Source organism: Lysinibacillus xylanilyticus (assembly GCF_001708185.1).
Classification (GTDB): Bacteria; Bacillota; Bacilli; order Bacillales_A; family Planococcaceae; genus Lysinibacillus; species Lysinibacillus xylanilyticus_A.
In genome coordinates this window covers 1-23601 of sequence record NZ_MDDN01000024.1, presented here as the reverse complement: position 1 = coordinate 23601, position 23601 = coordinate 1, and the positions used below count along the sequence as shown (strand labels likewise).

Genomic DNA, 23601 nt, shown 5'->3' with positions numbered 1-23601 from the left:
CAATTGCTCATCATCATAACTCGTGTGGTTGATTACCGTTCTCTGGGCGTTTTCCTGTAGGCGTCCAGTCTTCACTCCAATCAACTTATATAAATGGCATGTGTCTTAACAAATGTCATCCACAACTTTTAGTGTTTTGGTGATGATATGGCGAAAGCTGTGTTTATCATTATTTATTGCAATAAAATTACTTGTGCCGCTGCGTATTCCTTAGTATGGGTAATACTGACAAAACCATTTACAAGTTCTCCTTTAAAATATAAAACTGGGTTGCCAGCTTCCCCTCTTAAAATTTCAATATCATGAAGCTTACATTCTTCACCGATACCTGTTCCTAATGCTTTTGAAAATGCTTCTTTTGCAGCAAATCGTCCAGCTAAAAATTCTATTCTACGAGTTTCTGAATGTGTATCAAACAATACTTTTTCCTTTTCAGATAAAATGCGGTCTTTAAATTTATTTGTTCTCATCATTGCTTTAACAATACGGTCGATCTCTACAATGTCGAGACCAATTCCTTTAATCATATGAACTTCTCCTTTTCTTATTTCCCGAAAGCCATGTATAATAATTGTAAATTGAGGTGGAGTCATGTTTAGTAGAACAGAAAATTTTAAGCAATACACGAAGTATTACCCTGTTGTTTCAACATTAATAGCGATTAATTTAGTTCTTTATGTAATAACTATTTTACCTGGCATAGGAACACTCGTAATGAATTACGGAATCCAAGTGAACTTCCTTGTTGAAAACGGTGAATGGTGGCGTATTTTTTCTGCAATGTTTTTACATGCTAACTTTTCTCACGTGTTCTTTAATATGTTTTCACTGTTTTTATTTGGACCAGAACTTGAAAAAATCGCTGGTAAGGCTCGCTTTATTACGATTTATTTATTATCTGGGATTGTAGGAAACATGGCAACCTATCTACTTCATGAAAGTAGTTATGGAAGTCTCGGCGCAAGCGGAGCTATATTTGGAATATTCGGGGCATTCGGGGCACTTGTATATTATACACGCCGCACAATGCCTATGCTTCGCAAACTTATTTTACCAATCATTATTATCAGTGTTATTATGACTTTTTTACAACCAGATGTAAATGTCTATGCTCACTTAGGTGGTTTAGTAACAGGATTCCTTCTTGGACTCATTTACTTACACCCAAAAAGAATTTTAAGCTGGCGCAAACAAAAGATGGCAGGTAAATAACAATCTTGAAGAGGAGTTTTCTTACGGTGATAAGCTATCATTGGAGAATACTCCTCTTCTGCTTTATGCTAGAGCGTCATCCTCATCTTCTTCAATTTCATATTTTCTTTCGCTTTCTTTATTATTGTTCCATTCAGCTTACGAATCACTTTGAGTCCTCTACCATGATCTACAAAGGCTAGTCATTCTCACAATGTCTCCCTCAATCTATCTACATCACTTACATCCAGCAATTTAAATGCGCTTTTTTGGATGAACTATATTTAAACAAAATTCCGCATATTCTGTTTATTTTACTACTCTATTATATACAGTTTTTCCCTAAATTTACAGATAAAAAAGCTAATCCTCACTATAAATTGTAAGGGTTAGCCAGATAGTAAATTTAATGTTCATACCAATATAATATTGATTCAGCATCTTGCTGCTCTAAGCTCGGTACATTCCCTGTCATTCCAGTCATTCCTGACATTACCGTTGCTTTTATAGACATAACATTTTTTCTTCTTTGGAAATATGTTTGTGTACTTTCAATAGATTGTATACGTTTTTTCTCCATGAAAATTGTTATGCGACTGAACACACGATATTGCATAGTTAATTGCTTTCTATCGATCTTATAACCAGCCGTTTTATGTTGCCAAATACCAAGTAAAATCATTATTGGAATTAACAGCAATGAAAGCAACCCATACGGATATATGAAATAACTACATGCTCCAATTATAGGTATGAGCCAAATAAAATCAATTCGGTAAAAAAATGAACGAGCTCGCTTTGGTGTACGAATAAACTCTGGACGCCAATTCATCTCTGGGAAGAGCTGTTCTAACGTTTGCAAACAATCCCTTTTCTGAATAAGCGGGAATAGCGTAATTTTTTTATCTTTCCCATCTTCACCGTTTCCTCCAGCACTTTCAACAACTACAGTTGCAAAGCCAAACCATTGTCGCAATGGATTCTCTACAATTCGAATGGCCTGAATTCGATTTAAAGGCAATGTAATTCGCTTTTTCTCAAGCAGCCCTTTTGTAATAATAAGCTTTTCATCTTCAATTCGGACTGTATAATCATAATAATTGATCAGCGTAATGACTACCGACACTCCCCATGCCACAATGAGGATAAGCATCACTATTAGCGCAATTAAAAATACACCAATTTTCACGAAGTCAGCTAGCTCGTGAAAGACCGTTTCATATGGGATTATATCTGAAAACTGAGAGACGGCTGCTGCAAGTCCCGACAACACGACCCCAATACCACCTGAAGTTGTTGCCAATACAAGTAAATCACGTATAGACATATGATAAATCGTCGGAATCGATACTTCCTCTTCTATTGGAAGTGATCGCTCATCAGCTGTTTGTTCAATTACTTGATTTTTTGCACGATGCATTTCCAACTCTATGACATCTGCTGCTGCCTTACGTATTGCTGTTAACTCTACCTCAGGTTTCCCATCCTTACTTCCTGCAGTTTCAACCTGTACCTTTACTAAGCCTAATAAGCGATGTAAAATACCCTCATTGTAATTTAAACTTTGAATACGTTCAAACGGGATGTAACGTTTCTTTTTAACAAACAAACCGTATTTTACACGTAACTCTCCATCTTCAAACCAATAAACAAATGTACGCCATTTAACAATACCACTAACAAGTGAAAGTAAAGCAGCTACTCCCCATACACCGAACAATAAAACCGTCTGAAAGAAATGTTCACTATGAAAATTAAAAGAAAAATTAAAACCATTCGTTACAATAATAATAGCAACAGGTATAATCATACTTTTCAATGCTTTCGCACTTGTAATAATAGCCGATACTGGGTGTAAACGATTTATTTCCTTAGACATCATCTTCCGCCACCCTTGCTAATTCCGAAATACGTGCACGAAGCCCATCAGCCTCTTCCATGACAAGCGCTGGGATTGTATGTACAGTTGCCGCAGTCGATATTGAAATATTACCCAAACCATATCTTTTTAATATCGGCCCTTGTGTCGTATCAACATGTTGTACGCGCACCATCGGAATGAGTGTACGTTTAACAACAAATAGACCATGTTGCACCTCAATCTCATTTTCACGTACCTCATAGCGCCATCGTTCCCATCTGATCTTTGGAAATAGATAAGCAGATAGGACAGCACTTAGTATGACGACAGCAACTGCAATGAAATAAATAAATGATGGCCATCCAAAATAATAGGTACCGTAGCATACTAACACGGCTATGACTAATAGCAGTAACGTTTGCAATACTCCATATAAACGCCACACGGTTAATCCTTTTCGAGAAATTTTATGAATTGGTTCTGCTCTCAAAGTTGTTCCCTCTCTTTCTATAACTTTGTATACGAAATTAGTGATCGTTTTGTTTCGAAAATATGCAAAAAAATGGTTTTACAGCGAATGTTGGGATGGGGCACAATTCGTAGCATCCTCAACTGTTTTGGTGGGCTTTTCCTTTCTCTGTTTTCCAAAGATCCTATCAGGCAAGAAAATCTCTCGCTTTTTATCTATGTCGGTGTAGATTATTCCTCCACATTCCACATTTTATGTATACTACAACAACTATGATAAAAAAAACCTTACAGTCCTTCGACTGTAAGGTTTAATCATTCTAATAAAGGTCATTTTAATCTTCGTGGCGTCTTGGTGCGCGTGAACGACCTTGTCCACCTTCACGGCGACCTCCGTCACGGCGTCCGCCATCACGACGATTTCCACTTCCACCACGACGATCTCCGCCACGTCCGCCATCACGACGTCCGTTAAAGTTACGATTACCGCCGCGTCCACGATCTCCTCCGCCACGGTTACCAGAACGCTCACGACGCATTGGTAATGGTCGTTCTTCAGTAATTGTTACTGGCGAGTCATCTGGCTCTTTTGTTAATGAACGAAGTGCAGCAGCTACAACATCGATTGCATCATGGTTTTCAAGTAGTTCTGTCGCAAGTGTACGATAATCACCTAAGTTGTTGTTCGCAATAAGACCTTCTAGTGTCTCTAGAGCTAGGCGTTGTTGACCCACTAATGCTTCGTCAGTTGTTGGTGGACGAAGTGGTGTCATACGTTTTTTCGTCGTTTCTTCTACAATACGTAAGTAACCCATTTCGCGTGGTGTTACAAATGTTACCGCAAGACCTGATTTACCTGCACGACCCGTACGACCAATACGGTGAACATAAGACTCAGGATCTTGAGGAATATCGAAGTTATAAACATGTGTTACACCAGAAATATCAAGACCACGAGCAGCTACATCTGTTGCCACAAGAATATCAATTTTATTTTCTTTAAATTGACGTAATACGGAAATACGTTTCGCTTGGCTTAAATCACCATGAATCCCTTCAGCAAGGTAACCACGGATTGATAACGCTTGTGCAAGCTCATCTACGCGGCGTTTTGTACGTCCAAAGATGATTGCAAGCTCTGGTTGGTGAACGTTTAATAAACGAGATAAAATGTCGAACTTTTCACGTTCAGCAGACTTCACAAAATATTGATCAATGTTATCAACTGTTAATTCTTTAGCTTTAATTTTTACGATTTCTGGATCACGCATAAATGTTTCAGCAATTTTACGAATTGCAGGAGGCATTGTTGCTGAGAACAATAATGTTTGACGTTCAGCTGGGACATTTTCTAAGATTGAATTAATATCATCGATAAAGCCCATGTTTAACATTTCATCTGCTTCATCAAGCACCAATGTTTGAACATCTTCTAATTTTAACGTACGACGGTTAATATGATCGATGATACGTCCTGGAGTACCAACAATAATTTGTGGTTTATTTTTCAGTGCACGAATTTGACGGCCGATTTCTTGACCTCCGTAAACTGATAATAATTTCACACGTTTGTCATAACCAATTTTATAAAGCTCTTCTGAAACTTGAATCGCTAATTCACGAGTTGGAGCAATTACTAGTGCTTGGATATTAGGGTTTTTTGGATCGATTTTTTCAATAAGTGGAATACCGAAAGCGGCAGTTTTACCAGTACCTGTTTGCGCTTGGCCTAATACATCGCGACCTTCAATGGCAAAACGGATAGTACCTTCTTGGATTGGTGTTGCTTCTTCAAATCCCATACGCTTTACTGAGCGTAATGTAGATTCGCTAATATTTAATTCTGAAAAATTTGTCAAACTTCTCAATCTCCTTTTTTTGCTTTTAAGTTGACAAATGGTTACATTTTCAGATGAAGTTGTCGGCAAATTCGAGCCTGTGTTGTGGAACGTTTCCGTTACTTAAAAATTTTCTCTACATGAAGTCACATAGAGCTCTCTTATATGAAAAGGAAAGCCCGGTCTTTACCGAGCGGTTCGATTCTGTCGTAATTTTTCACTTTAGAATAAAACCGTTGTGTTCAAAAAAAAGTACTCTTCAAACAAGTATGAAGAGTCTTCGCACAAAATGTATCCATTGCTTACACTAGTCTAACATGGCTTTAAACCGTATGCAACGATAACGCATGAGTCGTAATAATCTGACTACTTTGCGGAGCCCTTTAAAAACAATAAAACCTGCGGAAACCATTCAGAGCAACCTTCATCATAACATATATGATGCTTCCCTTTATCAGAAAAATACAAAGTTTTATCATTCGAGGTTAATGTATTATATAGAAATTGAGCAGTATGATAGGGAACTATACCATCTAATTTTCCCTGTACAATATACACCGGAATTTGGATATCTTTATAATATGGCTCTACCATTCGGACAAGCCTCATGAATTCTATTGTTGACGCTAAAGGTACATTGTTAAACTTATGACGGTAGCGCAAAAACAGCTCATTATTAGACAGATTACGATTGTATGCCTCTGTAGCAAGCATTTTAAAATCTTTGACCAGTTGCCTAGGACTCACATATTTGGCAGCAGCACTTAATAACACGAGCTTTTTAACTTTATAACGCTTGGCTAAGTACAACGCTATAATGCCTCCCATTGAAAACCCAACCACTATTACTTCATCTACCTTTTTGGCAAGAGCACGAAAAGCCAACTCGGCGTCCATCAGCCAATGCTTAGCGGTGAATCCACGCATATGCAACTCTTCTCCGTGCCCTGATAAAGTAGGCTGTTCAATTAGCCAATTTGTATGCGCACGTAAATAGGTAGTAAAAGGTTCTACTTCATAAGGTCCTCCGGAAAATCCATGTATACATAACACACCTACTGACAATTGCTTTCACCTCTAAATATAAACTTAAGATAATATGAAGAAATCGGTGAGAGAGTGTCCCACCGATTTCTTATAATCAGAGAGGGTCTTCATCCCCTCTGATAAAAGTTTCATCTTATTCAGTAAATGCATGTAAAATCGTTTCTAATTTCATACCGCGAGAGCCTTTTAGTAAGATGATGGACTCCTCGTTAGCTTGCTGTATTTTTTCGATAATTGGCGTATAATCATCCTCTACATATAACAAATGATCCGCATCAAAACGTTCTTTTAATACTTCATTTAAATAAGTCATGCGTGGACCAAATAAGCATACATAAGTAATTTCTTCAGCATGGATATCCTCCGATAAGTCTTTATGGAAGCTCTTTTCGTTTGGTCCCAGTTCAAGCATGTCACCTAACACAAGCCATTTTTCTGGGCGAATCGTTGTCGACGCTATAAATTGAATAGCTGCTTTGACAGAAGTTGGAGCTGCATTGTATGCATCATTAATAAATAATGCGCCATTTGTTCCCTGTACTTGTTGCATGCGCATGTCTGTAAGGGCCACTTGTTTTAAGGATGCACGAATTTGGTCATCATTTAAACCTAGCTTTTGAGAAATTAACATAGCAACTAACGTATTTTTCACTTGATGCTTCCCGAGAACTGAAATAAAGAAATCCCCTTCAATCACACCATGTGTAGTGAAGCTACTACCATCAGCAGTAGCCTCAATATTGTCAGCATACAATAGATTACTGTGCTCTAAGCCAAATGCCATTGCATTTAACTGTTGCTCTTGCGTAACAAGCTCCTGAAGCAATGGTTCATCACCATCATAAAATAGCATTCCATCTGATTGCATCCCTTGAATGATTTCAAATTTCGCTTTAGCAATTCCCGCACGTGAGCCTAAATCTTGCATATGAGCTTCGCCAATGTTAGTAATCACTGTCATATGTGGACGAGCAAGTTTCGTTAAAAATTCAATTTCACCAAAACCACTCATACCCATTTCAAGCACGGCAACATCCGTATCTTCATCTAGCTGTAAAATCGTAATCGGCAAGCCTAATTGATTATTAAAATTCCCAATTGTCTTCTGTACTTTAAAGAATGGTGCAAGCGTTCCTGCTAAAATATCTTTCGTGGATGTCTTACCATTTGAACCAGTAATCCCAATAAATTTAGCCTTGTGCTCATTACGATAGGCACTTGCCATTTGCTGTAACGCAAGCTCTGAGTCGTCTACAAAAAGCAATGGTACACCTTGTGGTGGATTTGGTTCATCTTTCTGCCAAAGAGAAGCTCCTGCCCCTTTTTCAAAAGCTTGCAGAACAAATTTATGTCCATTGACCTTCTCCCCACGAAATGGTACGAAAAGATCCCCTTGTTGAATTGTTCGTGTATCAATAGAAATTCCTGATACTACTGTATCGCCAAAAGCTGGTACTTCATCATTTAACCATGCAGCTAACTGCTTCAATGTTTTTTTCAAAATAATCCCACTCAGTCTTTTTTATAGTGAAGCTGTTGTTTTTCTTCAAAACGCTCAATTGCTAAAGTAATCAGACGATTAATAAGCTCTGGATAGCTTACATTTGTATGTTGCCAAAGAAGCGGATACATACTAACAGGTGTAAAACCTGGCATTGTATTCACTTCATTAATAAAAATGCTATTATCTGCCGTCACAAAAAAGTCCGCACGAACTAAACCGCTTCCATCAATAGCTTTAAACGCACGCTTTGCTAGCTCCTGTAAACTTGATACTCCATTCTCAGGAAGCTCTGCAGGAATAATAAGAGCTGTTGAGCCATCTTTATATTTCGAATCATAATCATAAAACTCAGTTACTGGTTTAATTTCACCGGGTACAGAAACTTCCGGGAAGTCATTCCCTAGCACAGCTAGTTCAATTTCTCGAGCTACAATACCTTGCTCAACTACAATTTTACGATCATACTGTAAGGCTATTTCGATAGCCTTCACTAATTCATCGCGATTTGTTGCCTTACTAATTCCGACACTCGATCCCAAGTTTGCAGGTTTCACAAACATCGGCCAATCCAATTTTTCTTCACAGCGAGCAATGATCGCTTCCTGTTCATTAGCCCAGTCGCTACGAATGAAGTACGTATACGGCACTTGTGGTAAACCAGCAATTTCAAATAATTGCTTCATAATTACTTTATCCATGCCAGCTGATGATGCTAACACACCATTTCCTACATACGGCAAATTTAGAACCTCTAGTAAACCTTGAACTGTTCCATCTTCCCCATTTGTACCATGAAGTAATGGGAAAATTACATCAAATTGTATAGCTTTACCATTATTATCGATTAAAAAATCTGTTATATTATTTTCCAAAACAGTTGCATCATTACCAAATTGTAATTCTTCAATTGTACTTGCTGGTTTTGTTAGACGCTCACCACGGCGCCATTCCCCTTCAAGTGTAATGAAAATCGGATATACTTCATACTCCTCGAAATTCAAAGCTCCAGTGACTGCACGTGCCGTCGACAATGACACCTCATGCTCTGCTGACTTTCCGCCGTATAATAGACCGATTCTTTTTTTCATTTTTGTGCCCTCCACATACTTCTTGAGTACTATTAGTTTATCATGAAACGTCTTGACTAATGACATAAAAATCTCACCGTAATTTTGACGGTGAGATTTGAGTGTATATTCATTCTACGTACAAAATGAGAATGAACGAATCAATTATGCCTCGGCATAATTGCGTCCGAACTTTAACTTCTTTCAGCAGGTTTTTGGACACCTGCTGAAAGAAGTTAAATAATATAAATCAATTCATCGTGCTCATTTTTCAAAATTGTATTTAAATCATCCCATACTTCATCAGGGAAGGTATATTCTGACAGGTTACGAATTTCGATACCGTAAGCTACTTTAGGCTTTTCGATTCGATATAATGATAACAGCGCCCCATCTTTAGCAAAAGAACGATAAGCACGCAAAAATTCAGGTGAAATAGAAGGAATACTTGATTTTACTTTCCGACGCCAAAAACCAGTACTACGTTCCTTCTCACGAATTAAACTGTTAAAAACATTGGCAACAAGTAAATCAGAATCACTTAAATGACGAAAATAAATTTTAGTCATCTTCTCTAAGTCTGAAGAATAGTAAACAAATCGATTTTGTAATTTGTTAAAAAACGGTGAAGTAATCGATTCCTTTTTATGACTTATGTAAAGCAATTCTCCTTGTTCCATCGGCGTTAGTTGGTCTAGCCTCTTCTCATCCATGAAGTCTACCCAACACAATTCTTTTGATTCAGCAGCTTTTTTTACAAACCGATGTACTTCCTCATCTGGTATATAATCAAACTGTGTATGCATATTAAAGGAACCATCTTCATAGGAATGTTTTAACAACAGTAAGTGATGCAGTGGTTCAAGCGCAGCCACAAATTGCGAGAATTTAAGCCCGCTAAAAATGACAAATTTATCGACATCATTCATATGAACATAAATATGATACATAAAATCTTCAGCTGACTTCAATTTTTTAGCCACAACCATCACCCCATTCTTCACTACATTATAAGACTAAATTTGATTTTTTTGAAACATTTTCTGCTAATTGTCGTCACAACAATATACACAGGCGTAAAAGTGTTTTTTGCGTTATAATATGAATGTTAAACATGTGAAAGCACATATGTTGTTAACTACTCTAAATGAGCAAATTTAAAAGAATATAATTCTATTCATTTTTTACAAATACCTAAGTGAATTTCAAGCCCTTTGAAAGCAAGCACCGAGCTTCTCGTTGGCACGCTAACTTTGGAATTGATATTTGCCTCATATCTACGGCAGATGCCCACATATAGAGATGGGAGACTTCTGTAACTGACGTTGCACTTTCGGTACAAAATTATCTGTACCTGTCGCTACGCTTTCGGTACAAAATTATCTGCTGAAAGAAGTTAAACTAAAAATTGAATCGGAAATAATTTATATTAAATTTACTTGTGCAGAAATACTATTTTAATATAGGTGGCTTGTATGGAAAATAAACGAAATTTTGCGAGTCGTTTTGACTGGACGCTCGCTTTTATACTTCTTACCTTCTTAGTCATAAGTTTGTTAGCCATTGCATCGGCGCAAACATCAGGTCAATATGGCACAAACTTTGTCCCTAAACAATTACAATGGTACGTCATTGGCGCGGTTATTATTAGTATTGTTATGTTTTTCGAGCCTGACCAATATAAAAAGATGTCATGGTATATGTACGGTTTTGGCATCGCCTTATTAGTACTACTTATCTTCATGCCAGAAGGAACAGGACAAATCGGTGAAAGAATTAATGGTGCTAAAAGCTGGTATCATACACCACTTGGAAATATACAGCCTTCTGAGTTTATGAAAACCTTTTACATTTTAGCACTTGCTCGACTTATTAGTAAGCACCACGAAGTCCATCCTTTTAAATCAATAAAAACGGACTTTTTATTGCTAGGTAAAATGGCGCTCACACTGGCAGTACCTTTAGCTCTTATTTTGGAGCAACCTGACCTTGGTTCAGCACTTGTATTCTTTGCCATTACGGCTGCTCTCATTATTGTAGCAGGGGTATCATGGAAAATCATTTTACCGATTTTTGTAGGTGGAGCTGCAGTAGGTGGTACTTTTTTATGGATGGCACTCTATATGCAGGATTTTTTAGAACAAGCATTCGGCTTGAAACCGTATCAGTTTGCTCGAATCTATTCTTGGTTAGATCCCTATTCATATTCTTCTAGTGAGGGGTACCATTTAATTACTTCCCTAAATGCCATTGGTTCAGGTGAGATTTTCGGGAAGGGTTTCAAAGGTCGTGAAGTTTACGTTGCCGAAGGTCATACCGATTTTATTTTCACAGTTATTGGAGAAGAATGGGGTTTTGTTGGTGCTAGTTTCGTTATTTGTATGTTCTTTTTATTAATCTATCATTTAACAAAAACTACACTATTATTGAAAGATCCATTCTCAACATATGTATGTGCTGGTATTATTGCCATGATTACATTCCATGTATTCGAAAATATCGGCATGACTATTCAATTATTACCTATTACAGGTATTCCTCTACCGTTTATTAGTTATGGAGGAAGTTCATTAATGGGGAATGCACTTGCCATAGGGCTTGTTTTTAGCATGCGCTACCACTATCGTACCTACATGTTTACCACTCACGATGATGATGATTAAATAGTCCCTAAAGTAGAATGATAGATATAGAAAATGGGTAGTCTCTATAATTGAGACTACCCATTTTCATTTGTAAACGAGTTAAGCTTGAACTTGCGGAGTTTGTGTTGGTGGTGTTAGCACTTTTAAAAGTTCAAGTCGAGACTTTGTTACAGTGGCTGTTACACCCAACTTCGATAAATTCGAAACAATCTTTTTCAAATCTACTTCTTTTGTCATACATTCCACCTCAATCTTTCCTCGATTTTATAAACGTTTTATTTCCAAAAAAGTTTCATTTTTGCATGTGTATGATGTCTGACAAGATTATTCATCCCTTATCATACCATTTAACTCAGCTTTAAAATTTTTCATTTTTGTTACAATGTAAAATTTTTCTTTTCACTATTTACCATAAATATCAAAAATCAAACCTACAAATACCGATATACCTTCTAGTAATATACCCCAGAAATAAGTTAATACACTATGCGACAATCGATACAAAAAATTAAAAATGGGTGAATTGATTGTGAATTCGTCATTATTTTTTTAGCATCAATATAGTTCCAGTGTTAACAGTCTGCATTTTTTTATACATTATACTATCAATATTGCCTTGCGTCCGGAGGTTTTAAGGACTCCTGTACCTGTCGCTACGCCTTCGGTACAAAAGACATTTGTAACTGCCGTTTCACTTACGTTACATAAAAACACTTGCTGAAAGAAGTTAAATGTAAGCCATTATTAAGCATTAAAAGTGTTTTATTCTCCGTCTCCTTGTAATAACAAGAACAAGAGAGGTAGAATATACATACTAAAATATCGTATGAAAGCAGGGTCTGTATGAAAAAAGCCATTTTATTATTAATGTCTGTTCAATTCCTCGTCTATCTAGGATTTGGAATTATTATTCCTGTCTTACCAGAGGTTGTTGTTCAACAAAACTGGAATGATATACACGTTGGTGGTTTACTAACTGTGTACTCACTTGCAAGCTTCTTCACTGCACCACTTTGGGGCATGCTATCCGATAAAGTAGGACGGAAGCAACTAATTTTAATGGGCTTAGTTGGTTTTAGTCTAAGCTTTGTTATTTTCTCATTATTTATAGATAATCTAGCCATTTTATATGTCTCACGTGTTGTGGGTGGTTTATTCTCGGGTGCACTGTATACAGCTGTAACAGGCTTTATAGGTGATATGTCGAGTGAGGAGGATCGCAATAAATACATGGGTCTCATGGGCATGTCCATCGGGCTTGGTTTTATTTTCGGTCCAGCAATTGGTGGTATGCTCGGACACTATAGCCTGCAACTACCATTTATCGCTTCAGCAATACTAATTGCACTATTATTTATTTATGCAAGTTTCGTCTTAAAAGAACCTGAAAAACGAAAAGATACAAATAAACGTGCAATTGTGCCAAAAGGTGCTGGAACAATGCTGCAATACCGTGTACGTTACTTATTTATGTTCTCATTTTTAGTTACTTTTATGCTGGCGGGAGTAGAAGCTACATTCCAGTTGTTCCAAATTGAAAAAATTCAAATTACACCACTACAAATTGGTTATTTATTTATGTTTAGCGGCTTTGTAGATGCAGCTATTCAAGGTGGCGTTGTAAGACGCATTAAAAACGGAAGCGAAATAAATTGGTTAATAGGTGCACAAATTTTGACAGCTACCGGTATGCTTTTATTCACATTAACAACTAACTTATTTACGGCAGGCCTTGCCCTATGTGTCTTTACAGCGGGTAATGCACTTGCTAGAACATGTGTCGTTTCTCTTTCATCAAAAGAGTCAGGTGGCCAATATGGGACTGCTGCAGGCCTTTCTTATTCTATGGATAATTTAGGGCGCATCCTTGGTCCACTATTTTTCACATGGTTATTTACAGTTCAAGCTAATATCGGTTACTATACTTCGGCAGCAATAGCCGTTGTTTCAATAAGTTTAATTTTTATTTATAAAGCTTCAAAAAAATCTTTACGACTTGAATAATTTGTGGATAAAAAGCCGTTACTTAATAGTAATTTAAAGTATATAGTACACTTCAAGGAATATTTAACTTCTTAAAGCGGAATATCGGAGGGCCTGTATGAACAAAACAACAAATCTTTTACTTCCCAAAGAGCTAGAATCGTTTCGTTTTGAAATTGAAGATACACTTCTTTCGGCGATGATTATCACACCATACAAACGTTCAACTACGTTAACGGAAAGTAAATTTGCTGGGGAACCTTATTTACCCTATTACCAGGCATATCCGAAAGATATTACAGGTGAGCCCATGCGGCTATTAGCTCAAATTAACTTTGCAGAAATGCCACCATTAAAGGATTTCCCATCTCAAGGGATTCTGCAATTTTTTATTTCATCCAATATTTTCGTGAACGCTGATCATTATCATGAGGATATTTTCCAGCAATTTTATAAAATACGTTTTTACCCTACCATAAATTCCGAAGCGGAAGTTCCAAGACAGGAATTTTTAGCACAAGCAGCAGATGATTGGTTCCCTATACATCAGGAGTTAGCTTTACAATTCCAACCAATCCAAGAACCTGTTTCTGCTTTAGATTATCGTGCGATATACTATTTACCAAACTTAATCCCTCCACAAGAAGACGTTGATTTACAGGAGATTTATCTACAATATTTTTTAGGAGCAGGAGCTAAAATTGGTGGCTATGCCTATTTTTTAGAGGAAGATATTCGCCACCAATCGCAACTCCTCCAACGATATGATGTGCTATTGCTCCAAATCGATTCTCATGATGAAATCGGTATTATGTGGGCAGATAGTGGAGTTGGGAAATTTTTCATCAATCGTAATAAGCTACTTCAAAAAGATTTCTCTGATATTTTGTTTCAATGGGAGCATTACTAAAAGGATTACCTCGCTTAGTTTTCGAGGTAATCCTTTTCAATGCTTATTACAAATTTCATATCTTCTTTCCATCTATAAAGTAAGTTATACTAAATATATTGCAAAAATATAGTTAAGGCAGGTGTAGGAATGAGCATTTTTACAGATTTTGGATATACAATACCTTTAATTATGTTTATAAATATTTTAGCAGCAATGGTCATAATTTTTTTAGAACGTAAAGATGCTACTTCTACATGGGCATGGATTCTCGTATTATTTTTCATTCCAGTAGGTGGGTTTGTTTTATACTTACTGCTCGGGCGACAACTACGAAAAAAGCATTTGTTCCGTTGGGAAGGACGCAAGGATATTGGGATTGATAGCCTCATTAGCTATCAGACGGAAGCGATTCGAGATGATACATTCGAGTTTCGTATCGAAAATGCGGAAAACTATAAAGAAATGATTTATATGCATCTTAAAACAAATAATGCGGTGTTAACGCAAGACAACCACATTGAAATTTTTGATGATGGTGCTGATAAATTTGAGCAACTTCTTAAAGATATCGAGGCAGCGAAGGATCATATTCACATTCAATATTATATTTTCCGTCTAGATAATTTAGGTACACGCATTGTTGATAAACTTACTAAGAAAGCAAAGCAAGGAGTAAAGGTTCGGCTCTTGTATGATGAAATGGGCTCACGTAATGTTAAAAAACGCCATTTCAAGGAATTACTTAATGCAGGTGGTGAAGTTGAAGTATTTTTCCCATCCATTTTCCCACTGCTTAATCCTCGTTTAAATTTTAGAAATCACCGAAAAATCGTTGTGATTGATGGCCGTATTGGCTATATCGGTGGCTTTAATGTTGGAGATGAGTATCTTGGGCTACAGAAGAAGTTTGGTTATTGGAGAGATACACATTTACGTATTGAGGGTAGTGCCGTACATCCATTACAAACACGCTTTTTACTTGATTGGAATCAAGCATCCGATCAACAGAAAATGGGTTACTCAGATCGTTACTTCCCTGCCATTCCCCAAAAAGGCGATGTGGGCTTACAAATCGTTTCAAGTGGACCCGATTCTGACTGGGAACAAATTAAAATTGGTTATTTAAAGCTTATTAACATGGCAAAAAAATACATTTATATCCAAACGCCATATTTTATTCCTGATGTTAGTTTTTTAGATGCTATTAAAATTGCGACGCTATCAGGCATTGATGTAAGAATCATGATTCCAAATAAGCCTGATCATATGTTTGTTTATTGGGCTACCTACTCATACGTTGGAAAATTATTGAATGCAGGAGCAAAAGTTTATATTTATGAAAAGGGCTTTATCCATGCTAAAGCCATTATTATTGACGATGAAGCATCTTCAGTCGGAACTGCAAACCTTGATGTGCGAAGTTTCAGCTTAAACTTCGAAGTTAATGCCTTTATTTATGACTCAAAGGTTTCACATCAGCTTGCCGAGCTGTTTGAGAAGGATATTTTCGATTGTACTGAATTAACTTGGGAAATGTACCAAAATCGTTCTTCACTTATTAAATTTAAAGAATCAATTTCACGTTTACTAACACCTATTTTGTAGAACATAGAAAAAGGAAGAGAGCTGGCTCATGATGAACTGCTCTCTTCCCTTTTTTATTTCACACCTAAATACTCTTCTAACGTTATATTTTGTTTTTTAATTTCTTTTGCCTTGTCACTGCCAACATAACGGTAATGCCATGATTCATACATATAACCTGTGATGTCCTCTTTATCTTTTGGGAATCGTAAAATAAAGCCGAAATCCTGAGCATGTGTCATTAACCATTGTCCCGCTGGTGTTTCGCCGAACTCCTCAGTCAACCATAAATCTTCCTTGCCACGCTCCCCAATATCAAAGGCCAAGCCAGTTTGATGTTCTGAGTATCCTGGGCGTGCACTATAACGATCAGCGGCAGCCTGTCCATCACGATTAACATAGTTATTATATAACTTTGTTTGATAATCAAAAGATCGATAGCCACTGAATGCTACTAAATCAAACCCTTGTTGTTTTGCAGCAGCCAACATTTGATCTAGGGCTTGGCGTGCCTCAGGATTCTCGCCTGGCGCAAAGGTAGATGGTAGCGGATATATCTTATTGGCTAGTAAGATACCATTAATATATGTCGGTTCAGTTGGTAACGTTTGATTTGGTAAATAGCCATTCTCATCCGGCTGTTGCTCAGGTTTCACAGGATTTTCGGTTGTTTTTTTCGGTTCTTCCATTGTAGGCGAGTCTTTTTCAGCTTGTTCTGTTGTAAGTTTTTGCTCATCTGATGCATTACTTTTTTGGTTATTTTTATAGTTATAAACTACAAAAATAGATACAATTAGTGCCACTGAAATCAAAGCCCCAAGGATAAGTGGTAGACGTTTGTTTTTCACTATTTTGACCCCTTTTATAGTTATCAAGTACTACAGTTTAGTTCTTAGTTCTTTATTTGTTAAAAAAAGAAGAACAAACCTACAGTAAGTACTGATTACAGTTTTACTTTATTGGTATAGTTTCATTTTAGCACTGTTCACAATTTAAAGTGTACGTTTTCACCGTAGATTTTAAAATTAGTCGGTTAGCCTGTGACAATGGTAATAAACACTGCTATAGAAGCAACCGTGAAAAAGATTGCCATGTATTTCATCCATTTTGCCTCTTTTATATAGCCTTGCTCTTTAAAACTTTTGGCTCTAAAACCATTCGATAGGGCAAACATAATAGTCATAGCAAATACTGCAAAATTAAAATTACCCATGATCATAAATACAATAGCTGCAATACTAAAAAACGCGACTAGAATAGATGATAGCCACTTTTTATTCATCTTGCTGTCCTCCTAAAAAAATCGAGGCTACGCAGGCGCCTCGACATAAATTAATTTATGATTTTACTTTTTCCGGATGCTCCGAATAGAATTTTCGACCGATATATGTTTGAAGTATCAATAATGCACCGCCGACAGACCAGTAAAGTGGTAGAGCTGCCATAGATGTCATTGAGATAAAGACAATCATAATTGGTGAAATATAAATAAACATTTTCATTTGTGCTTTTTGTTGCTCTGGCACTGTCCATAATGACACACGCGCTTGGATTAAATATACAATACCCGCAATAATTGTCATAGCGGTATCAGGTGAACCTAAGCTAAACCATAAAAACTCATGTGATTTCACATCTGTAGAATATAAAATAGAGAAATAAAGACCCATGATAATCGGCATTTGAATTAACATTGGTAAACAACCCATATTGAGTGGATTGATGCCATGTTTTTGATATAATGCCATCATTTCTTGTTGATGCTGCATTTGTTCTTCTTTTGTCTTTGCTTCCTTCATTTTTTTCTGAACAGCTTCCATTTCAGGCTTAAACGCATCCATCTTCGATTTCATCAATTGTTGCTGACGATAATTTTTTAACATAATCGGCATTAAAATTAATCGAATAAGGACCGTAATTGCGATGATCGCTAAACCATAGTTACCTGAAAAAATAGTGTTACCGAAAAATTCCAGTAAAAATTCCATAGGTTTTACAAAAAGACCATAGAAAAAACCTTCTTTGTCTTGCACAGCTTGACAGCCACTAAGAACAAAAACGACAAGTCCAAGCATTGAAAATAGCTTCAATTTTTTCATTTTTCCACCTACTATTATTTATCAACTAAAGTGAAGTATACATTATAAGATCTATCTTTATCAAATAGCAAGTGCTACTAATTATTATTATCGCCCTACGTTGTCAGCATAAAAAAGATGCGAGAGCTTTAGCATTGCTAATACGTCCGCATCCTATTTATTCATCATATGTCCCTCTTTTCAGAGGATCTTTGAACACCCGCTGAAAAAAAATAGCTAAATGTTTTGAAGCTCAGACTCTGTCATCTCAAAACGATAAAATTCATGATGTAGCTCATCTCGGAAATGTTTGGGTGTTACCCCAGTATACTTTTTAAAGATGCGGGTGAAATAGCTTTGGTTACAGAAATGGAATTGGTCTGAAATAGAAGTAATACTTTTATTTGTGTGCCTTAGATAGTATTGAGATTCCTCTACTCGACGAACATTTAAATATTCAACTAGTGTAATCCCAACATGTTCTCTAAAAATACGTGATAAGTGACTAGTACTTATATGAAAATTATTTGCGATGCTTTCCACTGTTAAGTCATTTTCCAATTCATCATTTATATACATTATCACTTTATTAACGGTCTGATGACGAAAAGTCGGTTGCTTGCGATCTGCAATAAAATAGACAAAGAAATCTATTAAATCATCAGCGAATTGTAAAAATTCCGCGTCTTTCATCTGATTTTCGATCATATCATTACAAGCAACGTTAAAAGCAAACGCTTTCTTCGAAGGTACTTGGTTGTCTAGCAATTTACGAGCAACAATTGACGACAAAACAGAAAAATAGCTTCGAACAATTTTAATGACTTGTTTGCCAAAACGTATTGAAAGAATATCAATTAACTCATGCAAAGATTTCTTAGCCTTTGCAGATTCTAAATGGTAAATTTCAAATATTAATTTCGACTCAATATTAAAAAATTCTTCAACACCGATGTATTGGTTAATGCTATCGATTTCTTGGAAGTATCTTTTTGATATCGTTTCTGACATAGAATGTTGATGTAGTTGCATAATCTTCCCCATCTTTCCTCAGATTGCTCGAATCACCTTTACAAATTTTGACACCGAACTACAATAAGAAAATAGTTTTCCTTATTGACAATATAAACTGAGTCCTATTTCACAATTATATATGGCATATAACTTAAAAATAACCCAACTAAACCATCAGTTTACAATAAAAATAGACTATACAGTGAATTTTACCATATACATATCAAAATAAATTAGTAATTATTTAAATTTTGTTACAAATTATGTAAGGTTATAACACCTATATATTTCATTAATCGACATTTCTCTTTTTTATTCCGAAATCTTCTCTATATAATTTATACGAATATGTAGTAAAATAGATGATAATACTATTTTTAAAAGTTTAGACGAGGTGTTAATAGTGGATCCAAAACAGATAGAAGAAATTATGGAGATTATTAAGGAATTCTTCCCTGAGAATACTTCCATCGCAATTTCCGATACAAACGAATACTTGTATTACCAACCGAGCAAGAAAGTTGATTTAAAAATCAAGCCTGGCGATCCAATTAAAGAAGGTTCAGCAGCTCACAAAGCATTAAGCTATGGGCAAAAGATAAGCTCTTATATTGAACCTGATGTATTTGGCATTGCATATTACGGCATGAGTATTCCTTTAATGGAGGAAGGCGAAACTAAGGGTGCTATTACTGCTATCTTCCCACAAAAGCCATCAGCATTTTTAACGAACTACATTACAATTAAAATTGATGATTGCTGGTACCCAATCAAGCATGATCAAGTCATTTATCTTGAAACACAGCTCCGAAAAACATTTGTTAAAACAATGAGTCGTGAAGGTTATCACCGCTTAAACCTAAGTGATCTTGAGCTATTTTTAGCACCTGACTCATTTATACGTTGTCACCGCTCATATATTGTTAATATTGACTACATTGATGAAATTCAACCAGATTCACATTCAACGTTTTTATTAATCATGAAAGATGGTACTCGTATTCCTGTTAGCCAACGCTACGCAAGTTACTTCCGTCGTTCTTTAGGTTTCTAATCTTTTATAAGTACAGCGAACATTTTCTTATTGAAATTGTTCGCTGTACTTTTTTGCTCACTAAAACAAGCTTATAAGTGCTCATTACTTATATTAGTTGATTGGAGTGAGACTGGGCGACTCCTCGGGGATTAGCGATAGAGCGCCCAGTAGGAACAGAAATCAACCACACGTTATGGTGATGAGCCAAGGAATTCACAAAAAAATAATACAGCTCTACATTAAAACGTTTTCTCTGTCGAAAATTCAATTTTATGCTCATTTTTCCTGTTTTTACTCATTTTAATGCTATTTCTAAAGTTTTTGTGACAATTTGGTGATAGTATTATTCAAATGGTTGGAGTCATACTACAACCGAATAAACAGAAAATTCTTACAGAACTTTTTCTAGTTTTGTAACCGGTTTCCATCAATACTTTTTAGGGGAGGATTTTTTAATGGATGCAAATGTTCAAAAACGCCTAGGCTTAAAAGAACTTGAAAGTAAAATTGTTACTGCTGAAGAAGCTGCAGCGCTTATCTCTAACGGTGATGTAGTTGGTATGAGTGGATTTACTCGTGCGGGGGACGCGAAAGTTGTTCCTATGGCTTTAGTAGAGCGCGCTAAAAACGAAAAATTCAAAATTGATGTATATACAGGAGCTTCTTTAGGACCTGAAGTTGATAAATACCTAGCTGAAGCTGGTGCTATCCGCAAACGTGGACCATTCCAAGGTGATGCTGGTATCCGTAATTTAATTAACTCTGGGGATGTCCTTTATGTAGATGCTCATCTTTCACATAACGCTGAATTAGTTCGCCAAGGAATTATTGGACCAATTAAATATTTAATTCTTGAAGCTGTTGCTATTACAGAAGATGGACTTATTATCCCAACAAACTCAGTAGGTAACTCACCTATCTTCGCAGAATATGCTGAGAATATTATTGTCGAATTAAATATCTCTCACCCAGAAGCTTTAATAGGTATCCACGATATCTATGTACCAGCTGAGCAAGGTCAACGTGAAGCGATTCCAATGACTGATGCTATGCAACGCATTGGTGACATCGGTATTAAAGTAGACCCTGCTAAAATTAAAGCGATTGTTATTTCTGAAGAGCCAGATGCTCCTTCATTAATCGTTCCGCCAGATGAAGAAACACAAACAATGGCGAACATTTTATTAGACTTCTTCCGCGATGAAATTAAAGCTGGTCGCTTAACAAAACAATTAATGCCATTACAATCTGGTGTAGGTTCTGTTGCAAACGCTGTACTTGACGGCTTCGCAAATTCAGAATTTGAAGATTTAGTTGTTGCTTCTGAAGTACTTCAAGATGCAGTATTCAACTTAATTGATGCTGGTAAAGTTAAATTTGCAGCAGCTACTTCAATTACACTAACTGAAGAATTACAGAAAAAAGTATACGGCAATTTAGAAAAATATGCTGATAAAATTTGCTTACGTTCACAAGAAATTTCTAACCACCCAGAGCTTATCCGTCGTTTGGGTCTAATCTCAATCAACACTGCTCTTGAATTAGATATCTATGGCAACGTAAACTCAACACACGTATCTGGTACTCGTATGATGAACGGTATCGGTGGTTCAGGTGACTTTGCACGTAACGCACGTCTAGGTATTTTCGTTACTAAATCATACGCAAAAGGCGGCGCTATCTCTTCAATCGTGCCAATGGTTTCTCACGTAGACCACACTGAACATGATGTTGATGTAATCGTAACTGAGCAAGGTATTGCTGATTTACGTGGTCTTGCACCACAAGAGCGTGTACCTTTAATTATCGAAAACTGTGCACACCCAGATTACAAAGAACAACTTTGGGATTACTATAACCGTGCTCTAGAAGCAACTGGCGGCCATCAAACACCTCATATTTTAGAGGAAGCACTTTCTTGGCACGTAAATCTTGCTAAAAACAAAACAATGAAAAAAGAAGTTGCTAAAGCTTAATAACCCAAAGAACGCCTACTAAGTCAAATCTTATTAGGCGTTCTTTTTTGTCGAAAATGGTATAATAAAGTGATAGTTTTAAATTTGGCTTTCTCAGTAGTCAAATATTAAATGTCACCAAATACGTAATTTCCCGTCGGAGGAACTATGAAGAAATTTATATATTTAATTATATTCTTTTCATTTTTTGACCTATTTACCCAGCTTCCTGTCATGAGTACATATGCTGAATCCTTAGGAGCATCAGCCTTCTTAACTGGTCTAGCAGTAGGCATGTATTCTCTGTCCAATACAATCGGTAATATTATTTCTGGCTTTTTAACAGATCGTAAAGGTCCCTTTGTTATTTTAATCCTAGGACTATTAACGACAGGGCTATCATTATCACTATATAATTTAGTAGACGATCCTATTATTCTATTAATAGTCCGTTTTGTACATGGATTAGTTGCTGGTCTAACCATCCCTGCTGCATTCACATTTTTAGCAAATGCAACTGAGCAAGAAAAACGAGGTAAGGGTAGTGCTATTTCCGGAGCGTTCGTCGGCATTGCTGCCATAATCGGTCCTGCATTTAGTGGTATTTTAGCAAGTCGTACTAGTGTACCATTTGTCTTTAATATAACAGCAAGCTTTATGATTTTGTTAGGTATCCTTGCCTTTTTCTTACTAAAATCCAATCAAATAAAAAAACAACAATCTGAACCAAGTACAAACATTCCTATCAGTGTATTTTTTAAAAATACACTTACATTAAAGGCATTCTTAGGGGCATTCTTTTTAATGTTTTCTCAAGGCGTCATCGCCTATTTACTTCCTCTAAAAGTGCAATCTTTAGGCTTCGATTCACGTTTAAGCGGGACATTGATGAGTACCTTTGGAATTATTGCTGTACTTGTATTTATTTTGCCTACTAATCGTATTTTCGATAAGGTTGCTCCAATTAAAACTTTAGCACTTGGTATTGCTTTAATGGGAGTAAGTCAATTATTAATTAGTCAAGCAGATTCAAGTACATTACTTTATATTGCAATGGCTTGCTACGGTATCGGGTTTGGCTTCTTATTCCCGTCAGTTAATTCACTTTTAATCGACTCAACAACTGCTGAGATTCGCGGAAAAGCCTATGGTTATTTTTATGCATTCTTCTCACTAGGAGTTGTCTTAGGTTCCTCCTTACTCGGATGGCTCTCACTAGGAATTGTCAGTGGCTTTATATTTACTGGCGTTGTCTTGTTAGTATTTGCAGCTATTATTATAATCACACACAAAAAACCTTCTCACGTTTAGTGATATGCTCCCCTTTAGGTAGACAGATTAAAAAATAAAAATCTGTTTATCTAGGGGGCATTTTTTTATGGCTCGAAGTAACCACTCAAAAGATGAAAAATTAGCGGTTCTAAGACTTCTTCACAAA

21 protein-coding genes are annotated in these 23601 nt (G+C 36.4%); 8 read left to right on the top strand and 13 right to left on the bottom strand.

What is annotated here, in order from left to right; genetic code table 11:
• Positions 1 to 173: 173 nt before the first annotated feature.
• Positions 174 to 527 (bottom strand): holo-ACP synthase, encoded by a 354-nt coding sequence (acpS, locus tag BFJ97_RS21960; RefSeq protein WP_068986755.1) that lies wholly within the window; start codon positions 525 to 527, stop codon positions 174 to 176.
• A gap of 64 nt (positions 528 to 591) precedes the next feature.
• On the opposite strand from acpS, the gene BFJ97_RS21955 reads away from it, so the two are divergent.
• Entirely contained in the window at positions 592 to 1212 is a 621-nt protein-coding gene (locus tag BFJ97_RS21955; protein WP_068986754.1) for a rhomboid family intramembrane serine protease, read from the top strand.
• 385 nt (positions 1213 to 1597) lie between these two features.
• On the opposite strand, the gene BFJ97_RS21950 is transcribed toward BFJ97_RS21955, so the two are convergent.
• The 7 genes from BFJ97_RS21950 to BFJ97_RS21920 all read right to left on the bottom strand — a co-directional run bounded on the left by BFJ97_RS21950 (position 1598) and on the right by BFJ97_RS21920 (position 9965).
• Positions 1598 to 3070, bottom strand: a complete 1473-nt coding sequence (locus tag BFJ97_RS21950) for a PH domain-containing protein (protein WP_068986753.1) — start codon at positions 3068 to 3070, stop codon at positions 1598 to 1600.
• Complete coding sequence (locus BFJ97_RS21945) at positions 3063 to 3542, bottom strand: PH domain-containing protein (RefSeq protein ID WP_068986752.1); 480 nt, start codon at positions 3540 to 3542, stop codon at positions 3063 to 3065. Before BFJ97_RS21945 ends, BFJ97_RS21950 begins: the two co-directional genes overlap by 8 nt.
• A gap of 313 nt (positions 3543 to 3855) precedes the next feature.
• Positions 3856 to 5379 carry a DEAD/DEAH box helicase gene (locus BFJ97_RS21940; RefSeq protein WP_068986751.1) on the bottom strand — a complete coding sequence of 508 codons (1524 nt, stop codon included), beginning with the start codon at positions 5377 to 5379 and terminating at the stop codon, positions 3856 to 3858.
• Positions 5380 to 5724: 345 nt separating this feature from the next.
• Positions 5725 to 6423, bottom strand: coding sequence for an alpha/beta hydrolase (locus tag BFJ97_RS21935; protein ID WP_068986750.1), 699 nt, complete (start codon positions 6421 to 6423; stop codon positions 5725 to 5727).
• Between the two features lie 115 nt (positions 6424 to 6538).
• Positions 6539 to 7906, bottom strand: coding sequence for a UDP-N-acetylmuramoyl-tripeptide--D-alanyl-D-alanine ligase (locus tag BFJ97_RS21930; protein WP_068986749.1), 1368 nt, complete (start codon positions 7904 to 7906; stop codon positions 6539 to 6541).
• Positions 7907 to 7917: 11 nt separating this feature from the next.
• Positions 7918 to 8997 (bottom strand): D-alanine--D-alanine ligase, encoded by a 1080-nt coding sequence (locus tag BFJ97_RS21925; RefSeq protein ID WP_068986748.1) that lies wholly within the window; start codon positions 8995 to 8997, stop codon positions 7918 to 7920.
• 215 nt (positions 8998 to 9212) lie between these two features.
• Positions 9213 to 9965 carry a hypothetical protein gene (locus BFJ97_RS21920; RefSeq protein WP_068986747.1) on the bottom strand — a complete coding sequence of 251 codons (753 nt, stop codon included), beginning with the start codon at positions 9963 to 9965 and terminating at the stop codon, positions 9213 to 9215.
• 486 nt (positions 9966 to 10451) lie between these two features.
• On the opposite strand from BFJ97_RS21920, the gene BFJ97_RS21915 reads away from it, so the two are divergent.
• Positions 10452 to 11639 (top strand): FtsW/RodA/SpoVE family cell cycle protein, encoded by a 1188-nt coding sequence (locus BFJ97_RS21915; protein ID WP_068986746.1) that lies wholly within the window; start codon positions 10452 to 10454, stop codon positions 11637 to 11639.
• A gap of 81 nt (positions 11640 to 11720) precedes the next feature.
• Here BFJ97_RS21915 and BFJ97_RS24945 read toward each other — a convergent pair whose 3' ends face one another.
• Complete coding sequence (locus BFJ97_RS24945; RefSeq protein WP_004232019.1) at positions 11721 to 11858, bottom strand: Lmo0850 family protein; 138 nt, start codon at positions 11856 to 11858, stop codon at positions 11721 to 11723.
• A 606-nt stretch (positions 11859 to 12464) separates the two neighbouring features.
• Between BFJ97_RS24945 and BFJ97_RS21910 the strand changes: the two genes are divergently transcribed.
• The 3 genes from BFJ97_RS21910 (at position 12465) to cls (ending at position 16101) form a co-directional block, all read left to right on the top strand.
• Positions 12465 to 13625, top strand: coding sequence for an MFS transporter (locus tag BFJ97_RS21910; RefSeq protein WP_068986745.1), 1161 nt, complete (start codon positions 12465 to 12467; stop codon positions 13623 to 13625).
• Between the two features lie 97 nt (positions 13626 to 13722).
• Positions 13723 to 14514 (top strand): YwqG family protein, encoded by a 792-nt coding sequence (locus BFJ97_RS21905; protein ID WP_068986744.1) that lies wholly within the window; start codon positions 13723 to 13725, stop codon positions 14512 to 14514.
• 129 nt (positions 14515 to 14643) lie between these two features.
• Entirely contained in the window at positions 14644 to 16101 is a 1458-nt protein-coding gene (cls, locus tag BFJ97_RS21900; RefSeq protein WP_068986743.1) for a cardiolipin synthase, read from the top strand.
• A gap of 53 nt (positions 16102 to 16154) precedes the next feature.
• On the opposite strand, the gene BFJ97_RS21895 is transcribed toward cls, so the two are convergent.
• The 4 genes from BFJ97_RS21895 to BFJ97_RS21880 form a co-directional block, all read right to left on the bottom strand.
• Positions 16155 to 16928, bottom strand: coding sequence for a M15 family metallopeptidase (locus BFJ97_RS21895; RefSeq protein WP_068986742.1), 774 nt, complete (start codon positions 16926 to 16928; stop codon positions 16155 to 16157).
• A gap of 185 nt (positions 16929 to 17113) precedes the next feature.
• Positions 17114 to 17362 carry a hypothetical protein gene (locus BFJ97_RS21890; RefSeq protein ID WP_068986741.1) on the bottom strand — a complete coding sequence of 83 codons (249 nt, stop codon included), beginning with the start codon at positions 17360 to 17362 and terminating at the stop codon, positions 17114 to 17116.
• 55 nt (positions 17363 to 17417) lie between these two features.
• The gene (yidC, locus tag BFJ97_RS21885) at positions 17418 to 18179 is read right to left on the bottom strand and encodes a membrane protein insertase YidC (protein ID WP_068986740.1); all 762 of its coding nucleotides are present in this window, start codon (positions 18177 to 18179) and stop codon (positions 17418 to 17420) included.
• A gap of 216 nt (positions 18180 to 18395) precedes the next feature.
• On the bottom strand, positions 18396 to 19190 hold the full coding sequence (locus tag BFJ97_RS21880) for a helix-turn-helix transcriptional regulator (RefSeq protein WP_068986739.1): 795 nt from the start codon (positions 19188 to 19190) through the stop codon (positions 18396 to 18398).
• A 385-nt stretch (positions 19191 to 19575) separates the two neighbouring features.
• On the opposite strand from BFJ97_RS21880, the gene BFJ97_RS21875 reads away from it, so the two are divergent.
• From BFJ97_RS21875 to BFJ97_RS21865, 3 genes are all read left to right on the top strand, one after another.
• Positions 19576 to 20226, top strand: coding sequence for a LytTR family DNA-binding domain-containing protein (locus tag BFJ97_RS21875; RefSeq protein ID WP_053593997.1), 651 nt, complete (start codon positions 19576 to 19578; stop codon positions 20224 to 20226).
• Between the two features lie 437 nt (positions 20227 to 20663).
• The gene (locus BFJ97_RS21870; protein WP_068986738.1) at positions 20664 to 22184 is read left to right on the top strand and encodes a succinate CoA transferase; all 1521 of its coding nucleotides are present in this window, start codon (positions 20664 to 20666) and stop codon (positions 22182 to 22184) included.
• A 147-nt stretch (positions 22185 to 22331) separates the two neighbouring features.
• Positions 22332 to 23474, top strand: a complete 1143-nt coding sequence (locus BFJ97_RS21865; RefSeq protein WP_068986737.1) for an MFS transporter — start codon at positions 22332 to 22334, stop codon at positions 23472 to 23474.
• Positions 23475 to 23601 lie beyond the last annotated feature (127 nt).